The 20,665-nt window shown below is 72.2% G+C and carries 22 protein-coding genes and 1 tRNA gene; 15 read left to right on the top strand and 8 right to left on the bottom strand.

Annotated elements, in window-relative coordinates:
* Window positions 1–12: 12 nt before the first annotated feature.
* Complete coding sequence (locus AC5YDA_RS07990; RefSeq protein ID WP_496188268.1) at window positions 13–1,404, top strand: MFS transporter; 1,392 nt, start codon at window positions 13–15, stop codon at window positions 1,402–1,404.
* A 53-nt stretch (window positions 1,405–1,457) separates the two neighbouring features.
* Here AC5YDA_RS07990 and AC5YDA_RS07985 read toward each other — a convergent pair.
* The 3 genes from AC5YDA_RS07985 to AC5YDA_RS07975 all read right to left on the bottom strand — a co-directional run bounded on the left by AC5YDA_RS07985 (window position 1,458) and on the right by AC5YDA_RS07975 (window position 5,012).
* A tRNA-Pro gene (locus tag AC5YDA_RS07985) sits at window positions 1,458–1,534 on the bottom strand.
* 47 nt (window positions 1,535–1,581) lie between these two features.
* On the bottom strand, window positions 1,582–2,484 hold the full coding sequence (locus AC5YDA_RS07980; RefSeq protein ID WP_496188269.1) for a metallophosphoesterase: 903 nt from the start codon (window positions 2,482–2,484) through the stop codon (window positions 1,582–1,584).
* Window positions 2,481–5,012, bottom strand: coding sequence for a transglycosylase domain-containing protein (locus tag AC5YDA_RS07975; RefSeq protein ID WP_496188270.1), 2,532 nt, complete (start codon window positions 5,010–5,012; stop codon window positions 2,481–2,483). The genes AC5YDA_RS07980 and AC5YDA_RS07975 overlap by 4 nt, the downstream gene beginning before the upstream one ends.
* Window positions 5,013–5,196: 184 nt before the next feature.
* Between AC5YDA_RS07975 and AC5YDA_RS07970 the strand changes: the two genes are divergently transcribed.
* Genes AC5YDA_RS07970 through AC5YDA_RS07945 form a run of 6 tightly spaced genes read left to right on the top strand, consistent with a single transcriptional unit; the run spans window position 5,197 to window position 8,074 of the window.
* Complete coding sequence (locus tag AC5YDA_RS07970) at window positions 5,197–5,469, top strand: WhiB family transcriptional regulator (RefSeq protein WP_496188271.1); 273 nt, start codon at window positions 5,197–5,199, stop codon at window positions 5,467–5,469.
* A 31-nt stretch (window positions 5,470–5,500) separates the two neighbouring features.
* Entirely contained in the window at window positions 5,501–5,665 is a 165-nt protein-coding gene (gene sp36 / locus AC5YDA_RS07965) for a Sp36 family protein (protein ID WP_496188272.1), read from the top strand.
* Window positions 5,662–6,123 (top strand): RidA family protein, encoded by a 462-nt coding sequence (locus AC5YDA_RS07960; protein ID WP_496188273.1) that lies wholly within the window; start codon window positions 5,662–5,664, stop codon window positions 6,121–6,123. The genes sp36 and AC5YDA_RS07960 overlap by 4 nt, the downstream gene beginning before the upstream one ends.
* A gap of 3 nt (window positions 6,124–6,126) precedes the next feature.
* Window positions 6,127–6,798, top strand: coding sequence for an endonuclease III (gene nth, locus AC5YDA_RS07955; protein WP_496188274.1), 672 nt, complete (start codon window positions 6,127–6,129; stop codon window positions 6,796–6,798).
* Window positions 6,795–7,403, top strand: a complete 609-nt coding sequence (locus AC5YDA_RS07950) for a TlpA family protein disulfide reductase (protein ID WP_496188275.1) — start codon at window positions 6,795–6,797, stop codon at window positions 7,401–7,403. Before nth ends, AC5YDA_RS07950 begins: the two co-directional genes overlap by 4 nt.
* Complete coding sequence (locus tag AC5YDA_RS07945; RefSeq protein WP_496188276.1) at window positions 7,400–8,074, top strand: NUDIX hydrolase; 675 nt, start codon at window positions 7,400–7,402, stop codon at window positions 8,072–8,074. Before AC5YDA_RS07950 ends, AC5YDA_RS07945 begins: the two co-directional genes overlap by 4 nt.
* A 3-nt stretch (window positions 8,075–8,077) precedes the next feature.
* Here the strand turns inward: AC5YDA_RS07945 and AC5YDA_RS07940 are convergent, their stop codons facing one another.
* A complete protein-coding gene (locus tag AC5YDA_RS07940) occupies window positions 8,078–8,944 on the bottom strand; it encodes a carbon-nitrogen hydrolase family protein (RefSeq protein ID WP_496188277.1) in 867 nt (288 codons plus the stop codon).
* A gap of 70 nt (window positions 8,945–9,014) precedes the next feature.
* On the opposite strand from AC5YDA_RS07940, the gene AC5YDA_RS07935 reads away from it, so the two are divergent.
* Window positions 9,015–10,703: an alpha-glucosidase gene (locus AC5YDA_RS07935; RefSeq protein ID WP_496188278.1), complete on the top strand. Its 1,689-nt coding sequence runs from the start codon at window positions 9,015–9,017 to the stop codon at window positions 10,701–10,703.
* On the opposite strand, the gene AC5YDA_RS07930 is transcribed toward AC5YDA_RS07935, so the two are convergent.
* Both AC5YDA_RS07930 and AC5YDA_RS07925 read right to left on the bottom strand, forming a co-directional pair.
* Window positions 10,693–11,172 carry a phage holin family protein gene (locus tag AC5YDA_RS07930; protein ID WP_496188279.1) on the bottom strand — a complete coding sequence of 160 codons (480 nt, stop codon included), beginning with the start codon at window positions 11,170–11,172 and terminating at the stop codon, window positions 10,693–10,695. The genes AC5YDA_RS07935 and AC5YDA_RS07930 overlap by 11 nt on opposite strands.
* A gap of 52 nt (window positions 11,173–11,224) precedes the next feature.
* Window positions 11,225–11,995, bottom strand: a complete 771-nt coding sequence (locus AC5YDA_RS07925) for a class I SAM-dependent methyltransferase (RefSeq protein WP_496188280.1) — start codon at window positions 11,993–11,995, stop codon at window positions 11,225–11,227.
* 133 nt (window positions 11,996–12,128) lie between these two features.
* On the opposite strand from AC5YDA_RS07925, the gene ssd reads away from it, so the two are divergent.
* The 7 genes from ssd (at window position 12,129) to AC5YDA_RS07890 (ending at window position 16,837) form a co-directional block, all read left to right on the top strand.
* Window positions 12,129–13,166, top strand: a complete 1,038-nt coding sequence (ssd, locus tag AC5YDA_RS07920; RefSeq protein ID WP_496188281.1) for a septum site-determining protein Ssd — start codon at window positions 12,129–12,131, stop codon at window positions 13,164–13,166.
* On the top strand, window positions 13,156–14,289 hold the full coding sequence (locus AC5YDA_RS07915) for a TadA family conjugal transfer-associated ATPase (protein WP_496188282.1): 1,134 nt from the start codon (window positions 13,156–13,158) through the stop codon (window positions 14,287–14,289). Before ssd ends, AC5YDA_RS07915 begins: the two co-directional genes overlap by 11 nt.
* Window positions 14,289–15,098: a type II secretion system F family protein gene (locus AC5YDA_RS07910; RefSeq protein ID WP_496188283.1), complete on the top strand. Its 810-nt coding sequence runs from the start codon at window positions 14,289–14,291 to the stop codon at window positions 15,096–15,098. Before AC5YDA_RS07915 ends, AC5YDA_RS07910 begins: the two co-directional genes overlap by 1 nt.
* The gene (locus tag AC5YDA_RS07905) at window positions 15,098–15,715 is read left to right on the top strand and encodes a type II secretion system F family protein (protein WP_496188412.1); all 618 of its coding nucleotides are present in this window, start codon (window positions 15,098–15,100) and stop codon (window positions 15,713–15,715) included. Before AC5YDA_RS07910 ends, AC5YDA_RS07905 begins: the two co-directional genes overlap by 1 nt.
* 143 nt (window positions 15,716–15,858) lie before the next feature.
* A complete protein-coding gene (locus tag AC5YDA_RS07900) occupies window positions 15,859–16,092 on the top strand; it encodes a DUF4244 domain-containing protein (RefSeq protein ID WP_496188284.1) in 234 nt (77 codons plus the stop codon).
* A 71-nt stretch (window positions 16,093–16,163) separates the two neighbouring features.
* Window positions 16,164–16,469, top strand: a complete 306-nt coding sequence (locus tag AC5YDA_RS07895; RefSeq protein WP_496188285.1) for a TadE family type IV pilus minor pilin — start codon at window positions 16,164–16,166, stop codon at window positions 16,467–16,469.
* Window positions 16,466–16,837: an Rv3654c family TadE-like protein gene (locus tag AC5YDA_RS07890; protein WP_496188286.1), complete on the top strand. Its 372-nt coding sequence runs from the start codon at window positions 16,466–16,468 to the stop codon at window positions 16,835–16,837. The genes AC5YDA_RS07895 and AC5YDA_RS07890 overlap by 4 nt, the downstream gene beginning before the upstream one ends.
* Window positions 16,838–16,851: 14 nt before the next feature.
* Here the strand turns inward: AC5YDA_RS07890 and AC5YDA_RS07885 are convergent, their stop codons facing one another.
* A complete protein-coding gene (locus tag AC5YDA_RS07885) occupies window positions 16,852–19,143 on the bottom strand; it encodes a DEAD/DEAH box helicase (protein WP_496188287.1) in 2,292 nt (763 codons plus the stop codon).
* Complete coding sequence (locus AC5YDA_RS07880) at window positions 19,144–20,649, bottom strand: amidohydrolase (protein WP_496188288.1); 1,506 nt, start codon at window positions 20,647–20,649, stop codon at window positions 19,144–19,146.
* Window positions 20,650–20,665: the final 16 nt, after the last annotated feature.

Raw genomic sequence — 20,665 nt, 5'->3', positions numbered from 1 at the left:
CACAGTATCCTCATGACGACATCGCTGTCTCCGCGCACCGCGGTGCGCTCCAAGCCGGCTTGGCTGGTGATCCTGCTCTGCTGGTTGATCGTGGTCCTCGACGGCTACGACCTCATCGTTTACGGCACGACGCTGCCCGCCATCATGGCGATGAAGGAGCCCGGGTGGGGGCTCAACCCCACCGAGGCTGGCTTCATGGGCTCGCTCGTGTTCGTGGGGGCCCTCTTCGGAGCACTGGGCGCCGGGGACATCGCCGACCGCCTCGGTCGCAAGAAGACCATCATCGCGTGTGGCCTCCTCTTCACGGTGTTCACCATGGCGATCTACTTCGCGATCAACAAGGAGATGTTCGGCGCCTTCCGGTTCATCGCGGGCGTGGGCCTCGGCGGCCTGGTGCCTTCGGCGAACGCCATCACCGCGGAGTTCGTGCGCGTGCGCCAGCGCTCCTTCATCTCGACGATCATGATGTCCGGCATCCCCATCGGCGGCTCGATCGCAGCCCTGCTCGGTCTCGTCATGCTGCCCGTTCCCGGATGGCGAGCCATGTACCTCGTCGCCGGCGTCGGCATCGTCATCCTGGCCGTGGCTGCCTGGATCATGCCCGAGTCGCCCGCGTGGCTCCGCTCCAAGGGGCGGGAGGCAGAGGCGCGACGGGTGGCGGCGGAGTGGGGGGTCGACCACACCCTCGAGGAGGTCGTCGCCTCCCACGACGAGACCCCGGCCGAGGCCGAGGCCGAATCCGCTTCCCCGCACCCCCAGGGCCTCCGCGCGCTGTTCTCGCCCCGCTGGGGCATTGCCACGGCCATGTTCGCGACGGCGTCCATCTTCACGCTCTTCACCTGGTACGGCCTCGGCACCTGGCTCCCCAAGCTGATGGGCGCCGACCCGCACTACACCACCTTGATGTTCAATCCGCTGTTGTTCCTGCTCAGCCTGAACATCGGCGCCGTCATCGGGTCCTTCGCGACCGCGTGGGCGGGCGTCCGGTTCGGACCGCTGCCGTCGGGCATCGTCGCCGCGCTGTTCGCGGCGCTGGGGCTGGCCTTCCTGCTCACGTACCCCGACAGCCCGATCATGGCCAACCTCGCGCTCGTCCTGGCGGGCATCGGCACCCACGGCACCCAGTGCCTGGTGCTGGCCGCCATCGCGAGCCACTACCCGGCCAAGCTCCGCGGCTCGGCTCTGGGCTTCAGCAGCGGCATGGGCCGCATCGGCGCCATCACCGCCCCGATCCTCGGCGGCGCGCTGGTGACGGTCGCCGGCGCCAACGTCTCCGTGGGAACGAGCGCGAACTTCATCATGTTCGCCGTCGGTGCTGCCCTGGCCGCGGTGACGCTGCTCATCACGCTGCTGATCTCCCGCCCGACGTCGGAGAAGTCCTCCGGCCCCGTCATGGCGCACTGATCAGCCCGGAAGACAGGTGAAGGCCGGACCCGCAAGGGTCCGGCCTTCACACTTGGTCGGGGTGACAGGATTTGAACCTGCGACCTCATCGTCCCGAACGATGCGCGCTACCAAGCTGCGCCACACCCCGATTGGCCCGTGAGCCGAGGTAGATCATAACCCACTCGCGCCCGGAGTTCACATCGACGGTCGCGGAGTGAGCCTCAGCAGGGTCACCTCGGGCGGGCAGGCGAACCGGTAGGGCGCGAAGGGGGACATGCCGATGCCCGCCGACACGTGGACCTGGGCCTTGTGGCCCCCCGCCTCGTGGGTGAACAGTCCCTTGGCCTTGTCCCGGGGCAGGTCGCAGTTGGTGACCAGTGCCCCCTTGATCGGCAGGGCCACCTGGCCGCCGTGCGTGTGCCCGGCCAGGATCAGCGGGACACCGTCGGCGGTCATCGCGTCGAGCAGGCGCAGGTAGGGCGCGTGGGTCACGCCGATCTCCAGCACGTCGTCCGACGCCGGACCGGCCACGGCCGCGTAGTCGTCGCGGTGGTGGTGGGCGTCCCCCGTGCCGCGGAACCGGATGGTCCGGCCGGCGACGCCGACCTCGGCCCGTCGCTCCTCCAGGTAGACCCAGCCGAGGCCCTCCAGGGCCGCCCGGAGTTCGTCGGTCGGCAGCGGGGGGATCGGCTTGCCGGAACCGTCCGTGGTGGCGCCGAACAAGTAGCGGACGGGCAGCTTGAACTGCGGAGCGTCGAAGTCGTTGGAGCCGAACACGAACACACCCGGCACTCCGGAGAGGCGACCCAACGATTCGGTCAGGGCCCCGAGGGCGTCCGCGGACGCGATGTGGTCGCCCGTGCTCACGACGAGGTCGGGCTCCAGGCCGGAGAGGCCGCGGAGGAAGTCCCGCTTGCGGCCCTGCCGGGGCAGCAGGTGGATGTCCGAGATGTGGAGGACGCGAAGCGGTTCAGCGCCCGCAGGCAGGACCGGGACGTCGAAGCGGCGCACCTGGAAGGCCGTCCGCTCGATGCCGACCCCGTAGGCGAAGCACGCGGCCCCGGCAGCCAGGGCGCCGACGGCAACCCGCCCGATCACGGGTGGCCCCGGCCCGGTGGGTCCTGCCCGGGAGGCCCCTGCCCGGGCGGGGGCTGCGTGGGCGGGGGTTGCGTGGGCGGGGGTTGCGTGGGCGGGGGCTGCGTGGGCGGGGGCTGCGTCGGTGACGGCTGGGGAGCGGAGGGGGCGGGCTGCGTGGGCTGCGGCGCGGGTCGGGGACCGGACGACACCAGCAGGCGAACCGTGCTGTAGCGCTCGGCCTGTCCGGTCGGCCGGGTGCCGAGGAACGTCCCCGCGGGGCGCGCGTTCTCCACCCGCGTGATGGTGGTGGCGAAGCCGGCCTGGTGCAGGACGGTGCGGCACTCCTCGAGGCCCATGCGCGAGCAACTCGGGATGTCGATCATCGGCTGCTCGACCGTGGTGGGCGGTACGAAGTCGTCCCGCGGCATTCCCTCGAGCGCCACGCGCATGGCGGGGAGCCAGATGCCGACGCCGGCCTCTCCGCCGGAGCTGCCGCGCAGGCGGTACTTGCCGTCCCGGATCGGCACGCCCTGGATGCGGAGATCCTCATCCTTGATCCCCTTGAAGCGGGGATCCGCGCGGTCGAGGCCGATCATGGCCGCCCCGGCGAGGTTCGGCGTGTAGCCGACCAGCCAGATGGCCTTGGTGTTGCGCCCGTCCGTACCGGTCTTCCCCGCCAGGTTGTAGCCGGGGATGCGGGAGCTGGAGGCGGTACCGCCGTTGAACGGGCCACGCATGACGTCGTTGATCCGGTCGGCGACCTCCGGGGCGATGACCTGCTGGCAGTTCGCCGAAGGCACCTCGAAGGGCTTGCCCGCCTTGTTGGTGATGCCCTTCAGCACGATCGGGTCGCAACGGAGGCCGCGAGCCGCCATCGTCGCGTAGGCGTTCGCCAGCGAGACCGGGGAAGATGCGGCGGTCCCCAGGGTGAACGACGGGTTGCTGCCGACGTCGTCGATGGTCTCGGGACGGGACGTTCCGTCCCCCTTCCTCACCTTGCCGTACTGGATCTTCAGGCCCAGGGTCTCCGCCATCTTGACGCTCTCGCAGATGCCGACGTCCTGCTCCAGAGCGAGGAAATAGTTGTTGACCGAGCTCTTGGTGCCGGAGTACATGTCGAACTCGCCCCCGCCCCCGGCATTGGTCACCGTCCATTCCTTCTTCCGGCTCTTGAAGGTGAAGGGTCCTTGGCAGTTGGTGAAGGTCTCACCCTCCCAGTCCTTCGTCTTGGGGGCGTCGTAGGTGCGGGTGGTGGGGAAGCCCTTGTTGATGGCAGCGGCCAGGACGAACATCTTGTAGGTCGAGCCGCCGAAGAAGCCGCTGGAGTTGCCGACCTCCCTCTCCATCGCGTAGCTGAGGTAGGTCTGGCCGGGATTGGTGCCGATCTCCGGACGGCTCTGGGCTGCGGCCTTGATGAGCCCGGTGCCGGGCTGGACCATCACCATGAGGCCGATGACCGGGTCGGTGGGGTACACGTACTCGGAGACGGCCTTCTGCGCCGCACGCTGGGTGCGGGGGTCGATCTCGGTCTGGATGGTGAGGCCGCCGCGCTTGATCAGCCGCTCACGGGTGGCCTTGTCCGGGCCCAGGCTCGGGAGCTTGAGCAGCTGGCTGTGGACCACGCTGCAGAGGTTCTGGAACTCCGAGGCGGCACAGCCGTGCGGGGTGGTGGTCACCTTCGAGCGATCGAACCCGATGGCCTTGGCCTCGGCCACCTGCGCCTTGGTGATCGGGTCGGTGAAGTGCCACACCTCGGGCCGGTCGGCCTGGGACAGCATGATGTCGAGCACATTGTTGCGCCGCTCGAGGGCGATCTTCTCGTAGCTGATCGGGTCGGTGGTGGCGGGGTTGCGCACCAGGCCCGCGAGCATCGCGGACTGGGCGAGGTCCAGGTCCTTGGCGTCGATGCCGAAGTAGCGCTTCGCCGCGGCCTGGACGCCGTAGGCGCCCGCCCCGTAGTAGGAGAGGTTCAGGTAGCGCTCGAGGATCTCGTCCTTGGAGAGGCGCTCCTCCAGCGCGATCGCGTACCGGAGTTCCAGCAGCTTGCGGGAGAAGGTGCGGTCGTACGCGGCGGCCTTGCCCTCGGCGTCATCCTCGGACACGGCCTTGTCGAGGAGGGCCAGCTTCACGTACTGCTGCGTGAGCGTGGAGCCGCCCTGGGTGTTGCCGCTGGACGTGCGGACGAGGGCGCGCAGGGTGCCGCGGAAGTCCAGGGCGCCATGGCTGTAGAACCGTTGGTCCTCCACGGCCAACTGGGCCTGCTTCATCATCGGAGAGATGTCGTCCAGCCCCACATAGGCCCGGTTCTCGTCGAAGAAATTGGTCAGCACCGAGCCGTCCGCCATCAGCACCGTTGAACCCTCGGAGGGCGGGGGCGTCTCGATTTCCTTGGGGATGGCCTGGAGAGCGCCGGCGCTCGCCCGGGCCAGTTCGGACCCGATCCCCACCGTGGGGACGGCAAGGCCGGCCACGAGGACGCCTCCCAAGGCACTCACGAGGACGAACATCAAGGCCGAGTACAACTTGCGACCCACGGTTGGTGCACGCATGGGGACAGAGTACGTGATGGGTCTGTCAGGCCCGCACGTCCCACGGGCGCGGCTCCAGCGGTGTGAGGTTCGTTAACATGCAATCCGTTGGCAACCTGCATTGTGAAAGTTGCAGCGCCCCATTTACCATAATGTTACGCCGGTGACGGGCACCCGGGCAGTGAAAAGTCGAAAGGGCTGGGCAATGACGCTCATCGAGGCGGATGACTGGACACTACAGGCGAAGTGCCGCGGCATGCAGGACAAGCTCTTTCCCGAGGGTGCCGACCAGAAGCGCGCGCGAGCGGTGTGCATGGGTTGTTCCGTCCGATCCGAGTGCTTGGCAGAGGCCCTCGACAATCGCATCGAGTGGGGTGTCTGGGGCGGCATGACCGAGCGTGAGCGCCGCCAGCTCCTGCGCCAGCGGACCGACATCAACTCCTGGCAGTCCGTTCTGTGTGGCAAACAGGCCAAGTGAGTCCTGTCCGTCGCTGGACTAGGCTGCGCCCATGATCAAGTGGGAGTACGCCACCGCACCGGTTCTGGTGCACGCAACCAAGCAGATCCTCGACAACTGGGGTGCCGACGGCTGGGAGCTCGTCTCCATCGTGCCCGGCCCCAACCCCCAGAACGTTGTCGCCTACTTCAAGCGCCCCCTGGCGGAGTCCCGGTGACGACGGCCTCCGAGCGTCTCACCGCTCTCGGCCTCGAACTGCCGCCGGTCGCGGCCCCCGTGGCCGCCTACGTGCCGGCGACGCGCTCGGGCTCACAGGTCCTCACCTCGGGTCAGCTCCCCACGGTGGCCGGCCGGCTCGTCGCCACGGGCAAGGTCGGCGCGGAGGTCTCGCCCGAACAGGCCACGGAGGCCGCCCGTACGGCCGCGCTCAACGCGCTGGCGGCGGCCGCGTCCCAGGCCGGTGGCCTGGACGGGATCGCCCGCATCGTCAAGGCCACCGTCTTCGTGGCCTCCACGTCCGACTTCACGGGCCAGCCACAGGTGGCGAACGGCGCTTCGCAGTTGTTCGTCGACGTCTTCGGTGAGGCGGGGCAGCACGTGCGCAGTGCGGTCGGCGTCCCGGTTCTCCCGCTGGACTCCCCGGTCGAGGTCGAGTTGGTCGTCGAGCTCGCCTGAGCCATGGAGCAGCCCCGAGCGATCCACGCCGCCCTCGCCGACCTGTACCCGGAGGCCCGCTGCGAGCTCGACTTCACCACGCCCCTGGAACTCCTCGTCGCGACGGTCCTGTCGGCCCAGTCGACCGACCGGCGCGTCAACGCGATCACGCCCGCGCTCTTCGCGCGCTACCCGGACGCCGCCGCCTATGCCGGCGCCGACCCGACCGAGATGGAGGAGTTGATCCGTCCCACCGGGTTCTTCCGGGCGAAGACGGGTCACCTCATCGGCATCGGGCAAGCGCTGGTCGAGCGGTTCGGCGGCGTGGTGCCCGGGGTCCTCTCCGACCTCGTCACCCTGCCGGGTGTCGGCCGCAAGACCGCGAACGTCGTGCTCGGGAACGCGTTCGGGGTGCCCGGCATCACGCCGGACACCCACTTCATCCGGCTCGCCAACCGCTTCGGTTGGGTCGCGTCGAAGAACCCGGACGCGGTCGAACAGGTGGTCGGTGAGCTCTTCGACCCGTCCGAGTGGGTCATGCTCAGCCATCGGGTCATCTGGCACGGACGCCGCCGGTGCCACGCACGGCGTCCGGCCTGTGGGGCCTGCCCGCTGGAGGGGCTGTGCCCGAGCTTCGGTGAGGGGCCGACGGATCCCGTGGTGGCGGCCGCGCTGGTCCGGGAGCCGCGGGCATGAGGGGCGTGCGGACGGCTGTCGCCGCCGTGGCGGTCCTGGCCCTGCTGGCCGGCTGTGCCGGTGCTCCCGCGTCGACCGGTCCGGCGCCCGTCAAGAAGGTGGATCCGGCGCTGGTCGCGCAACGCGAGGCCGCCGGGATCCCGGACTGTCCCGAGACGCCGGCGTCCGCCCAGCCCGTCGAGGGTGGGCTGCCCGACCTGCTGCTGGGGTGCCTGGGCTCGGGCCGTCAGGTCAACCTCGCCGCGCTGCGCGGCAAGCCGATGGTCATCAACTTCTGGGCGCAGTGGTGTGCGCCGTGCCGGCTCGAGGCGCCCCACCTCAAGGAGTTCGCCGAGCGGGCCGGTGACCGCGTCCTGGTGCTCGGCGTCGACTTCGCCGACCCCGAACCCGGGCTCGCGCTCGAGTTCGCCGAACTGGCCGGCTGGACGTACCCGCACCTCACCGACCCCTTGAAGCGGACGGCCGGACCGGTCGGGTTCCAAGGGATCCCGGTGACGGTCTACGTCGACGCCGACGGGCGCGTCCAGTACCGCTCGATCGGTGCCATCGCGTCCACCGACCAGATGGTGCGTGACGCCGAGACCTTCCTGGGGGTGAGCGTGTGACCGCGGTCCCCCCGGTGCTGAGGGACCTGGCCGCCATCCTGGCCGAGCCGGGCGGTGGCGCCCGGGTCGTGCGGGGGCGTCCCGGACGCGGTGGGCGCAAGGCCGCCGTCCTGATCCTGTTCTCGGGACCGCCCGGGGCCACCCCCGCCGAACTCGAACTCGTGGTCATCGAGAAGTCGAAGCACCTGCGCAAGCACGCCGGACAGTGCGCCTTCCCCGGCGGCGGCGTGGAGGAGGCGGACGCCTCGAGCGAGGAGGCGGCGCTGCGCGAGGCCCGCGAAGAGGTCGGCATCGACGCCGCCAGCGTCGAACTGCTCGGGGTGCTGCCGCCGGCCCGGGTCGCCGTCACGGGCTACGACGTGACGCCCGTCATCGCCTGGTGGCGCGAGCCCCACCCCCTGGAGATCGTCGACAAGGTGGAGATCAGCGCGGTGCACAGCGTCCGCGTCGCCGACCTGGTCAACCCCGGGAACCGGGTGACCTGGCGGCTGCCGATGGGGTATGAGGGGCCCGCGTTCGTGGTGGGCGACCTGTTCATCTGGGGCTTCACCGCCCATCTCATCGATGGGTTGCTGGACCTGGCCGGCTGGGCCGAGCCGTGGGACGTCCGCACCCGGCGCATGGTGCCCGAGCGGTTCCTGCACCGTGCCGGGCTGGACACGGGCCAGTAGGGCTCACCGCGCGAGGCGCCGGTAGGCGTCCGGACGCCGATGGCTGGTGCCCCAGACCTCGCGCTCGCGCCAGTCGCGGATGGCCTCCATGTCGAAGCGGAACGGCACCAGCTGGGGCAGCGCCCCCGCCCGGCCGATGAGCGGGTCCAGGGGACGTCCGTCCGGGGCGAACACCACAGGGGTGTAGGCCGACGACTGGCCCCACCCGTCGCCGGGGTAGTTGGCGGACGCGATGGCCAGCATGTTCTCGAACGCGCGCGCCTCGAGCTGGTGGGCGCGGACGGGGTTCCAGGCCGTCGCGTTCGGGACGAGCACGAGCTCCGCCCCCGCGAGCATGAGCTCGCGGGCACTCTCGGGGAATTCGCGGTCGAAGCAGGTCATCACGCCCAGCGTGACCCCGTCGAACACGCAGGTGTCGAACCCCGTTCCGGGCGTCAGGTGGCGCTCGGCATCGAAGCGCAGCGTGTGCACCTTGTCGTGGCGCAACAGCACCTCGCCGCGGCGTCCGATGACGAGGGTCGTGTTGGTGGGGCCGCCCGGGTGCTCGGCGAGCAGCGTGATCGCGACTCCGACGCCCAGGTCGGCCGCCACGTCGCGGAAACCCTCCACCCAGGGCCCGTCCACACCGACGGCCCGGGTGAGGTCGATGGGGAGGGCGTAGCCGGTGGACCACATCTCGGGGAACAGGACGAGGTCGGCGCCCGCCGCGGCCGCCTCGCGCACGATCCCGCGGCCCAGCTTGAGGGTTTCGTCGGGGTTGTTGAGCGGGGCGAAGTGCTGGACGGCGGTCACCCGGAGTGTCGTGCGGGGACGCGGCTGCGGCCTGGACGTGGCTCGTTCCTTCTCGATCGAGGGAAGTGGTGTCCCCACCAGTCTCCCACGGAAAGACTCACCGCCGGCTGTGTAGTTTTTTCCGGGACGAAACGCAAGAATGGCCCGCATGGTCGAGACACCGTGGTGGTCCAGTTCCGTCGTCTACCAGATCTACCCGCGCTCCTTCGCCGACACCGACGGCGACGGGTTCGGGGACCTGCGTGGCATCATCCAGCACCTCGACCACGTCGCCGACCTCGGGGCCGACGTGGTGTGGCTGTCACCGATCTACGCCTCGCCCCAGGACGACAACGGCTACGACATCGCCGACTACCAGGCGATCGACCCGATGTTCGGCACCCTCGACGACTTCGACGAGCTCGTGGCCGCCGTGCACGCGCGCGGCATGAAGCTCGTGATGGACCTCGTCGTCAACCACACCTCTGACGAGCACGCGTGGTTCACCGAGTCGCGACGCCCGGACTCCGACAAGCGCGACTGGTACATCTGGCGGCCGGCCCGCGAGGGATTCGAGCCGGGCGCACCCGGGGCCGAGCCCACCAACTGGGGCTCGTTCTTCGGCGGCTCGGCCTGGACGTGGGACGAGGCGTCCCGGGAGTACTACCTCCACCTGTTCAGCCGCAAACAGCCCGACCTCAACTGGGAGAACCCGGCCGTCCGCGAGGCGGTTCATACGATGATGAACTGGTGGGTCGACCGGGGCGTCGACGGGTTCCGGATGGACGTGATCAACCTCATCTCCAAGACCTACCCGCTCACGGACGGCATCATCGTGCCGGGTGACCCCTACAGCTTCGAGATCGCCAAGGTGGCCAACGGCCCGCGCCTGGTCGAGTTCCTCGAGGAGATGAACGCGGCCGTGGGCATCACCTCCCGGAAGCTGTTCACGGTCGGGGAGATGGTGGCGTGTGGTGTCGACCACGCCCGGGAGTACACGTCCCGCCACCACGAACGCCTCGGCATGGTGTTCACGTTCGAGCACGTCTCGGTGGACCACTCCGGTTCGAAGCTGTCGCCCAAGCGGCTGCACCTGCCGGACCTCAAGAAGAACCTGGCCCGCTGGCAGGAGGGGTTGGCCGACGAGGGCTGGAACTCCCTGTATTTCGAGAACCACGATCAGCCCCGATCGGTGAGCCGCTGGGGCGACGACAGGCCCGAGTTCCGCGTGGCCTCGGCCAAGGCATTGGCGACCGTGCTCCACCTCCACCAGGGGACGCCGTACGTCTACCAGGGCCAGGAGATCGGCGTGACGAACGCCGGTTTCACCCGCATCGAGCAGTACGCCGACGTCGAGGCGCTGGGCCAGTACGCCCAGGCGACCGCGGCCGGGATGCCGGCCGAGGACGTGCTGGCCGCGCTGGCTCTGATGGGGCGCGACAACGCGCGGACGCCCATGCCGTGGACGCGCGAGGGCGGCTTCACGACGGGGACGCCGTGGCTCCCCCTCAACGCCAGCACCGCCGAGGTCAACGTGGCGGACGCCGAGGCCGATCCGGACGGCGTCCTGGCGCACTACAAGGCGCTCATCGCGCTGCGGAAGAAGGAGGCCGTCGTGCGCGACGGTGCGTTCGCGTTGCTGTTGCCCGAGGACGAGGCCCTCTGGGCCTTCACGCGGACGCTCGGGCCGGAACGCCTCCTCGTCGTGGCGAACATGGCCTCACGCCCCACCGGGTTCCCGGTGGCCGAACTTCCCTCGGTGGAGGGTGCCGAGCTCGTGCTCCCGTCCGTGCACCGGGGCACGGACGAGCGGACCCTCTCCCCGTGGGAGGCGAGGGTCTACCGGCTCAAGGCCTGACGGCCGGGGCGGCCTCGCCGCGCACCGGACGCGGAGCGCCCGCGACGATCGCCCGCACGTTGGCGTTGCCCTGGTCCACCGCGCCGGTGACGGCCTCGATGCTCCGGTTGGCCTCGGTGATCGTGCGCTCGGGACCCTTGAAGGCGAACTTGCCCTTGCCGACCAGCACGAGCACGCCCGCGATGATGAGCAGCAGGACGGCCATGGTGAGGAATCCGAGCACGAACGCCCAGATGAGGGGCACGGCCCCCTGGTAGAGGGCGCTCAACGCGAGGCCGCCGCAGATGAACAGCAGCGTCGCGGCCTGCACGGCGAGGTAGCCCGCAGCTCCGAACAGGCCCGCCCCGATGCCCGCGCTCTTCACCTGGGGCATCAGCTCGGCCTTGGCCAGCTCGATCTCACCTCGGACGATGGTCTGGACGTCGGCAGTGATGTCCTTGATGACCTCACCGATCTCCGGCTGTTCCATGACTCGATCCCTTCGTCGACTATGCGTCATGCTAGCGGCCACGTGCGGCCCCTCACAGGCGGATGCGGACGCCGTCCTCCGGCGCGCCCAGCCGGGAGGTGAACTCACTGTGGTCGACCGTGGCCCGCCAACAGATGACCCGGTAGGGCAGTAGCAGGGGCTCCGGGACGCGCGCTGACGTCTCGTACAACTCACCCACGTCGGCCATCAGCCGGCTGAGGCGGTCCTGCTCCAGGTCCGGGAAGCGCTTCGCGACCATGCCGAGCAGGTCGACCCGGCTGATCGGCACCCACAGGCGGTGGCTCCGCTCGGACACCTCCGCGTAGTGCGGGGACGCCTCGAGGCGGTCGATGCTCTCGGTGCCGTACGCGCCGGCCATGGAGCCGGAGTCCACGTCCCGCAGCAGCGCGGTGAGGCGGCGCACCCACGGCACCGAGTCGTCCCGGACGGTGTAGCTGACCGCGAGGTGCCCACCCGGCGCCAGGGTGCGGGCGATGGACGCCAGGGCGGCGTCCGCGAGGGTGTGCAGCGACTGGTGGACGTGGACGGCGTCGAAGGCCAGCGGGGTGAACGGCAGGCGGTCCGGCGAGGCCACCGCCGGAAGCGCGCGGGGGGCGCGGTTGAGCAGCGTCCGGACGCCCGCGCGGCTCGTGTCGCAGGCCACCAGCGCCGCGCCGCGGCGGTCCAGGAGGGTCGCGAGCGGTGCCGCGGAGCGGCCCAGCAGCAGGACGCGGGGCGACGGCAGCACCCGGCCGTCAGCGCCGGAGGGAGCCAGCCAGTCGAGTGCGGCCTGCGGGAACGCCGGCTGGCTGGTGGAGGTCATGCGCCCGATGGTAGGCGAGCACCCCACCGTGCGCTCGTCAAGGGGCCGGGCGCGTTGTGGATGGCGATCGGGTGTTGTCCACAGGCGACGAACTCACTGCCGTGATCGGGGACGCTCCGCCCACTGTCCGGGCATGGAGCCCGAGGGAGATGTGATGCTGGTCACGGCTGATGCCCGGGTGCGGGACGCCGTGGAGTCGACCGCGGCCGCGCTCGCCCTGCGCGTGGTGACGGTGGCGACCGCCGAGGCGGCGCTGCCGCGCTGGCCGGGTGCGCGGGTGGTGCTGGTGGGTGGCGACCAGGCCGCGGCCGTGGCGTCCGTCGCGCCCGCGCAGCGGGCCAAGGTGCACTTGGTGGGCTTCGACGCGGCCGAGTTGGGGACGTGGTCGATGCCACTGGGCGCCGAGGTCATCCCACTGCCCCGGGGCGTGGCGTGGCTGGCGGGCGTGTTGGCCGCGGACGAGCCCGACTCCCGGTGCGTGGCCGTGGTGGGCGGCTCCGGCGGCGTGGGTGCCTCCACGTTGGCCGCGGGGCTGGCGCTCACGGCCGCTCGGCGGGGGCGGGGATGCGCGCTGGTGGACCTCGACCCGCTCGGCGGTGGCATCGACCTCCTCCTGGGTGCGGAGGGCGCCGCCGGATGGCGCTGGCCACGCCTGCTCGGCGCGCGGGGCGAGGTGGGCGACGTGCGCGGCGTCCTGCCCGTGGTGTCGGGCGTGACCGTGGTCGCGATGGCGCGAGGCACTCCGGCGCCGGCCCTGACGCCGGAGTCGGTGCATGCGGTGCTGGGTTCCCTGGCCCGACACCACGAGTTGGTCGTGGTCGACGGGGGGCGGACGCCGGTACCGGCGGCACGGCAGGCCCTCCGGTCGGCGGACGCCACCGTGCTGGCCGTGGGGGACGGCGTCCGCGCCGTGGCTGCGGCGGCGCGCGTCGGTGCCGGCCTGGAGCCGAGCGGGGTCGGTGTGGCGGTCCGGGTGACGCCGGGTGGTCCACCCGGCGGCGTCGTGGCGGATGCTCTGGGCCTGCCGCTGTGGGGAGAGGTGCCCGTCGACCGTCACGTGAGCGCCGACGCCGAGTCCGGAGAACCTCCGGGGCGCCCGCGGTCGCGCTGGAGCCGCGCGGTCGAGCGCCTGCTGGATCGTGTGTGGGCGGAGGCGCGGCATGGCGATTGACCTGGACGAGGTCCGTGCACGGCTGAGCGCCCTGGGCCACGGGGCGCGTCCGGCCGAGGTGGCGGATGCGCTGACGTGGCTCGGGCACGTGGTCAGCGACACGGCGGTGCTGGAGACCGTCGCGGCGCTGCGCCGCGAGTCCCAGGGAGCCGGGCCGTTGGACGACCTGCTCGCCCTGCCCGGTGTGACCGATGTGCTCGTGAACGGCCCCGACGAGGTGTGGGTCGACCGGGGAACAGGACTCGAGCGGGCGGGTGTCCGGTTCGAGTCGGACGAGGCGGTCAGGAGGCTGGCCGTCCGGCTGGCCGCGCTGGTCGGGCGACGCCTGGACGACGCCTCGCCCTTCGTCGACGCGCGATTGCCGGACGGCACGCGTGTCCACGCCGTGCTGGGCTGCGTCGCCGAGCGCACCTGCATCTCGCTGCGCGTCCCGGCAGGGGTGCGCTTCACCGTGGCGGACTGGGTGGCGCGCGGGTCGCTCACGCCCGGTGGGGCGACGGTGCTGCGGGGGTTGGTGGCGGGTCGGGCGGCGATGCTGGTCTCGGGGGGCACGGGTTCGGGCAAGACCACCCTGCTGGCCACGCTGCTCGGCGAGGCCGCCCCCCACGAGCGGCTCGTCATCGTCGAGGATTCCCGTGAGTTGAACCCCGACCACCCCCACGTCGTCCACCTCGAGGGACGTACCGCGAATGCCGAACGGGTCGGGTCGGTGACCTTGACCGACCTGGTCCGCAACGCCCTCCGCATGCGTCCCGACCGGCTGGTCGTCGGCGAGGTGCGCGGAGCCGAGTTGGCGGATCTGCTGGCGGCGCTCAACACCGGTCACGAGGGCGGCTGCGGCACGGTCCACGCGAACAGCGCTGCGTCCGTGCCGGCCAGGTTGGAGGCGCTCGGAGCCCTGGGGGGACTCTCCCGGCCGGCGCTGCACGCCCAGGCGGCCGCGGGGCTGGACGCCGTCGTGCACGTCCGTCGGGATCGGACGGGCCGGCGATTCGTGGAGCAGGTCGCCGTCCTGGAGGCCGGGAGCGACGGGATCGTGCGGGCCGTGCCCGCGGTGTCGTGGTCCGCGTCCGGGACGGAGACACGCGGCCCCGGCTGGCAGCGCCTGGGGAGGTGGACGTGATGGCCTGGGTGGCCGCCTTCGCCGCGGCGTGCGCGGTGTGGTGGGTGCTCCCGTCCGGAGGAGGTCTGGATCGGTTGGCGGCCGTGCCCGCCGAGCCACGGGAGGGTGGTCGCGGCTCGGCGCGGGCCCGCTGGGGGTGGCTGGCCCTGGGAGTGGCCGTCGGCCTGGTGCTGACCGCCGTCCTGGTGGGGCCGGGGTCCGCAGCGTCGGCCCTGGCCTGTGGGCAGGTGGTGGCCTGCGGTCTCGGCCTGGCCGCCCGGCGGGCGGGGCGTCGTGCCCGGATCAGGGGCAGGGCGGACGTGGTCCACGCCGGCGAGCTCGTGGCGGGCCTCCTGCGGGTCGGTCGCGTCCCCACCGCTGCGCTCCTCGAGGCCGCCGAGGACGCTCCGGTGCTCGGCGAGGCGGCCGCCGAGCTGCGTGCCGGCGGCGAGGTCTCAGGGGCGTTGCGCAGGTCGGCGCGGGGCGTCGGTCACGAGGGTCTCCGCGACCTGGCCGCCGCGTGGGAGGTCTCCACCCGCACCGGTGGCTCCTTGGTCGGGGCGGTCGACGCCGCGGCATCCCGGCTGGCCGCCGAGGACGACGTCGCCCGGGTGGTGGACGCGGAGCTGGCCTCGTCCCGCCTGGGTGGACGGGTCATGGCCGTGCTGCCCCTCGTCGGCCTGGCCCTGGGCTTCGGGTTCGGTGGCGATCCCGTCGCCTTCCTCACCGGGTCGGTGCTGGGTTGGGCGTGCCTGAACGTCGGGGTCGGGCTCGGGTGCGCCGGCGTCTGGTGGATCGACACCGTGGCCGAACGAGCCGGTGGCCGGTGATGTCCTGGGATCTGCTCGCCGCGGCGTCCGCCGGGCTGGCGGTCTGGTGGTGGGTGCCTCCGCCGGGTCTGGCGCGGCTCCGTCGGGGGCGGTGGGAGGAGCAACTGGCGGGGTGCCGGGTTGCGCTGGTCGACCGCCTGCGGTTGGTGTGGCGCGCGCGGGGTGACGCCCAACGGGGCGAGGCCCTGCGGGCGTCCGTGCCCGTCGTCTGTGACCTGCTCGCCGTGTGCCTCGACGCCGGGCGCCCGCCCCGGACAGCCCTGCGCGTCGTGGTCGAGGTCGTGGACGGACCGGCCGCCGAGGCACTGGCCGGTGTGCTGGCCCGGATCGACCTGGGCGTCGACGAAGCCGAGGCGTGGGGCGCGCTGGCGCGGGTCAGCGGGTACCGGGAGGTGGCACGGGACCTGTCGCGCTCGGTGCGCTCGGGCCTCGGGCTTGCAGGACTCCTCAGGCAGCACGCTGCGGATGCGAGGGCGACGCGAGCGGCACGCGCGCTGGTCCGGGCCCGGGGTGCGGGCGTGAGGAGTGTCGTGCCCCTGATGGTCTGCTTCCTGCCGGCCTTCGTGCTGCTGGGCGTGGTGCCCCTGTTCGGTTCGCTCGTCCTGCGGCTGTTGTGAGGCGCGGCTCAGGGTTCATCCACAGCCCCGAGGTCCCGCTCCGCATTGTCCACCGGGCCAGAAGATCGGTGACCGGATCGTCCCGGTTCCGCCCATCGTCTGGGGTGCCGCAGTTGGGCGGCGACGAAGTGAGAGGAAACACCATGTCCGACACCCCCATCGCGCGCATGCAGCGCACGTCCCTGCGCGAGCGTGGCATGGCCACCGTCGAGTACGCCCTCGGCGTGGTCGTGGTGATCGTCATCATCGGCGTGATCGTGGTCGCCATCCAGACCGGCTCGTTCGGCGAGCTGGTCGAACAGCTCATCAAGGCGATCCTGGGCTGGATCACGCAGGCGTTCAGCGTCCCGATCCCGAGCTTCTTCCCGAAGCCGTGACCCCAGGGGAACGGGGCCGTGGGGTCGGACGCAGCGCGTCCGGCCCCACGGGCGCGTGGCGGGAACGCGGCATGGTGACGGTCGAGACGGCCTTCGCGACCCTGTTCCTGGCCGGGGTGCTGGCGTTCGTGCTCCTCGTCGGCGGCGCGGCTTTCGTGCTCGGCCAGTGCCAGGTGACGGCCAACGAGGTGGCCCGGCAGCTGGCGCGCGGTGACTCCGTCGCCGTGGCGCGCGCGACCGCCGACGCGCCGCCCGGGGCGAGGGTGACCTCCCGGCGAGAAGCTGACGCCGTGGTCGTGGAGGTTCGGTGGGAAGCGCCACTCGGCGTGGCCTCCTGGCCGCTCGTCGCCCGCGCACACGTCCTGGCGGAGCGATGACCCGTTGTCGTGACGAACGGGGATCCGCGGTGCTGTGGTCGTGCGTGATCGCCCTGGTGCTGGTGTGCTGCGCGGCGCTCCTGGTCCTGGCAGGGGTCCTGCGCGCCGAGGGAGAGCGCGTCAAGGGCGCCGCTGACCTGGCGGCCCTGACCGGTGCACGGGAGCAGGGCCGGGCGACCGACGGGTGCGCGGCTGCCCGTACCGCCGCCCGGTTGAGCGGGGTCGAGGTGGTGGGGTGCCGCATCGCCGGCGACGAGGTCGAGTTCGTGGTGTCGGTCGAGGTCCGAGCGGCGTTCCTTGCCGGACCCACGCAGCACTGGCTGGCCGCCCGCGCCCATGCCGGGATGGTCACGGGAGCACCGGAGTGAGAACGGCCCGGGTTCTACGGCTTCGCGGGGCCCACGAGCAGCTCGACCAGCCCGGCGGCACCGCGCTTGTCGAGCGGGTTGTTGCCGTTGCCGCACTTCGGGGAGACCACGCACGCGGGGCAACCCTCCTGGCAGGGGCAGGTGAGCAGCCGGGCCAGCGTCGCCGCCCACCACTGCTCGGCCAGCTCGTAGCCACGCTCGGCGATGCCGGACCCCCCGGGGAGCCCGTCGTGCACGAAGACGGTGAGCTGGCCGGTGTCGGGGTGGAGCACGGTGGAGAGCCCGCCGATGTCCCAGCGGTCCGAGGGCACGAAGGCGGGGAGCAGTCCGATCGCACAGTGCTCCGCGGCGTGCACCGCCCCGGCCAGGTCGAGGGGGGAGATCGGGCCGGAGGCCACCCCGTCCAGGGCCGCCAGCACGCTGTCGGGGATCGTCCACCACGTGGCGCGCGTCACCATGCGCCGCTCGGGGAACTCCAAGGGGGTGGAATCCCACACCTCGCCGGTCTCGGAGTCGCGGCGCAGGTAGGAGACCACCTGGTTCGAGAGCTCGATCGAGCCCACGTGCACCTCCCCCAGGCCCAGCCGGCGCGAGGCCGAGGTCGACAGGATCCGGACCCCGCTGGTCGATTGGGCCTGGGTGAACCACAGGGGGTCGGCGCGGTGGACGAGGGCCACCCGGTCGTGCAGGTCGAGCTCGTCGACGAACCACGTCTCGCCCTGGTGCACGTACACCGCCTCGGGGTGCAGCGTCCGGTCGGCGGCCGAAGCGTCGACCTGGCCGATCACGCGCCCGGTCGAGGAGTCGACCACCTCCACCGCCTTGCCCTGGAGGGAGCGCAGGTCGATCGAGTCCACGGCCCGCGCCGGATGCGTCCAGAACCAGCCCAGCGGGCGCCGGCGCAGGGCCCCCTGGGCGGTGAGCCGCTCCGCGAGTGCGACGGTGGTGGGCCCGAACCAACGGGCATCATCCGGGGTCAGTGGGCGCTCCTGGGCCGCGGCGCACAGGTGCGGGCCCAGCACGAATGCGTTGTCGACCGGCACGACCGTCCGCTCGACCGGCCGTTCGAAGACCAGCTCGGGATGCTCGACGAGGTAGGCATCGAGCGGGTCCTCGCGGGCGGCGAGCACGGCGATCGCGTCGCGCCCAGCGCGTCCGGCCCGGCCGACCTGCTGCCAGAAGGCGGCCAGCGTGCCCGGGAAGCCGGCCGTGACCACGGCGTCCATGCCGGCGATGTCGATGCCGAGTTCCAGGGCGCTGGTCGAGGCCACGCCCCGAAGCCTCCCGTCGGAGAGGGCGGCCTCGAGCTCGCGCCGGTCCTCGGCGAGGTAGCCACCGCGGTAGGCGGCGATCGCCCCGTCGGACAGCTCGCGGGCCCGCAGTGCCACGAGTTCGGCCTGGATGCGCGAGCTCGTGAACGCGATCGCCTGTCCGTCGCGGGTGAACCCGGCGAGGAGCTTGGCGGTGGTCTCGGTGAGCGCCGGCGTGGGCTCCAGGAGGACGACGTCGAGGGCGGGGGCTGGGGAGGCGTCGTCGGTCACGGGAACCACGTGGTCGACGCCGGTCAGGGCCGCGGCCACGACGTCCGGCTCGCTGATGGTCGCCGAGGCGCAGACGAACACGGGGTCAGCCCCGTAGTGGTGGGCCAGGCGACGCAGGCGGCGCAGCACCGCCGAGACGTGCGCGCCGAACACACCCTTGTAGCGATGGGCCTCGTCGACGACCACGTGGGTCAGACCGCCGAGCAGCCTCGCGTAGCGGGTGTGGCTGGGCAGGATCGAGCGGTGCAGCATGTCCGGGTTGGTGAGCACGAAGGAAGCGAACTCGCGCGCGAACCGGCGCTCGTCGGGATCGGAGTCGCCATCGAGCGTGGAGATGCGCCACCCCTCGAGGCCGAGCCCCTCCGCGGAGCGGCGTTGGTCGTGGGCCAAGGCCTTCGTGGGGGCGAGGTAGAGCGCCGTGGGCCGGGCCGACACCCGCAGGCCGGAGGAGCCACCTCGGCTCTGCGGGGCGCGCGTGCCGGCTGGGACCCGCCCGTCGAGCCCCCCGGCGAGCACGGGCAGCAGGAACGCCAACGACTTGCCGGACGCCGTCCCCGTCGCGATCGCGACGTGGAGTCCGGCGAACGAGGCCTGTGCGGCCGCCACCTGGTGTGCCCAGGGTCGATCGATGCCGCGAGCCGCGAAGGCTGCCCGAACCCGGTCGGACACCCAATCCGGCCAGTCGACGACCTGGCCTGGGCGCGCCGGACGGTGATGGACGTGCACGACCTTCTGCTCGGTCGCGAGCCAGTCCGGGAGTGCCACTCAGGCCTCCCCGTGGGTGAGCCGGCCCGCACAGATGGTGTGGCGGACGGGCATCGCGCGCAGGTGGGCCGCTGTCTCAGCCGGCTCGTCGGACTCCCACAGCGGGTCGGCACCCAGCACGACCAAGTCGCCGGGACGCCCCGGGGCGAGGCGCTGGCCGTCCACCGAGGCGGCCAACGCCTCCCGTGGGCTGAGCGACTCCTCGGGATGCCAGCCCGCGCGCCCGTCGCCGGAGCGGTGCACCGCCGTGGCGATGGCCAGCCACGGGTCGGGTGGGGAGACGGGGGCGTCGGACCCGAGCGCGAGCCGCGCGCCCGACCGCAGCAGGGATCGGGCGAGGTAGAGCCGGTCGGTCCGGTCGGCCCAGAGCACGCCGGCGGGGTCACGGTCGGCGACGAGGTGGTGCGGCTGCATGCTCGCGGTGACCTCGAGCCGACCGAAGCGCTCGACGTCCTGCCGTTGCAGCAACTGCGCGTGCTCCACAGAACCGGACGCCCCCGTCGCGGCGAAGGCGTCCAGCACCGCGGCGTTGGCGCGGTCGCCGATGGCGTGCGCGGCCACCGCCAGGCCGGCGGTGCGGGCGCGGGTGAACAGGGCCCGGAGCTCCTCCGTGCTGTGGTTCGGAGCGCCCGCCGGATGCGGGTCGGTCGGGGAGGCGTCGCAGTAGGGGGCGCAGCACCACGCGGTGCGCGTGCCCATGGACCCGTCCACGATGATCTTCAGCGGGCCCATCGTGACCAGACCCAGGCCGCCGGGCAACGCGTCGCCGGTGCGCCAGCCCGCGGCGAGCACGTCGTCCAGTTGATGCGGGTAGACGCCCGCCCGGACGCGGAGCGACCGCAGGCCCCGCTCGACCCTGGTGGGCCACGCCCGGAAGGGTGAGTCGAACTCCAGGTCGACGAGCCCCACCAACCCACGAGCAGCGAGTTCGGCCGCGACCGCGTCCTCCCGATGAGGAGTGGGCGTGGCGCCGGGCAGGTCGTCGAGGCGTCCGAACACCTCGAACCAGTCGTTCTCGACCAGGGGACCCTCGCGCGGTGGCAGCCCGAACGCGGCCAGTGCGGCGCTGTTCAGCCAGCCGTTGTGGACATCGCCCGCGATGGCGACGACGGGGCGGCCGCCGCTCAGGGCGTCCAGCTCGGCGACGGTTCCGACGCGCGACCACGGCCCGGAGCGGTACCCGAACGCGATCACCGCCCGGCCGTCGTCGGGGCGTCCGGCCAGGTCACCCGCGATGCGGGCACAGACCTCCTCGGGGCCGCTCGTCCCGGCGACGTCCACCCACGTCGAGGCGCGCACGTACTGCGTGAAGTGGACGTGGGCGTCCCACAGCCCCGGGATGAGCCAGGCGCCCGCGGCGTCGATGAGCCGCTCACCGGCCACGGCCAGGTCGGGCCCGACCTCCACGATCAACCCGTCGCGGATGCGGACGTCGGCGGCCCGCGTCGCCTCGCCCTCGGCCAACCCCACGACCCGGCCGCCACGGACCAGCACCGATTCACCCACGTCGACATCCTCCCGG

This window comes from Propioniciclava sp. LT294 (assembly GCF_059516005.1).
The sequence above is the reverse complement of the archived record's forward strand: the minus strand, read 5'-3'. Positions and strand labels throughout refer to the sequence as shown.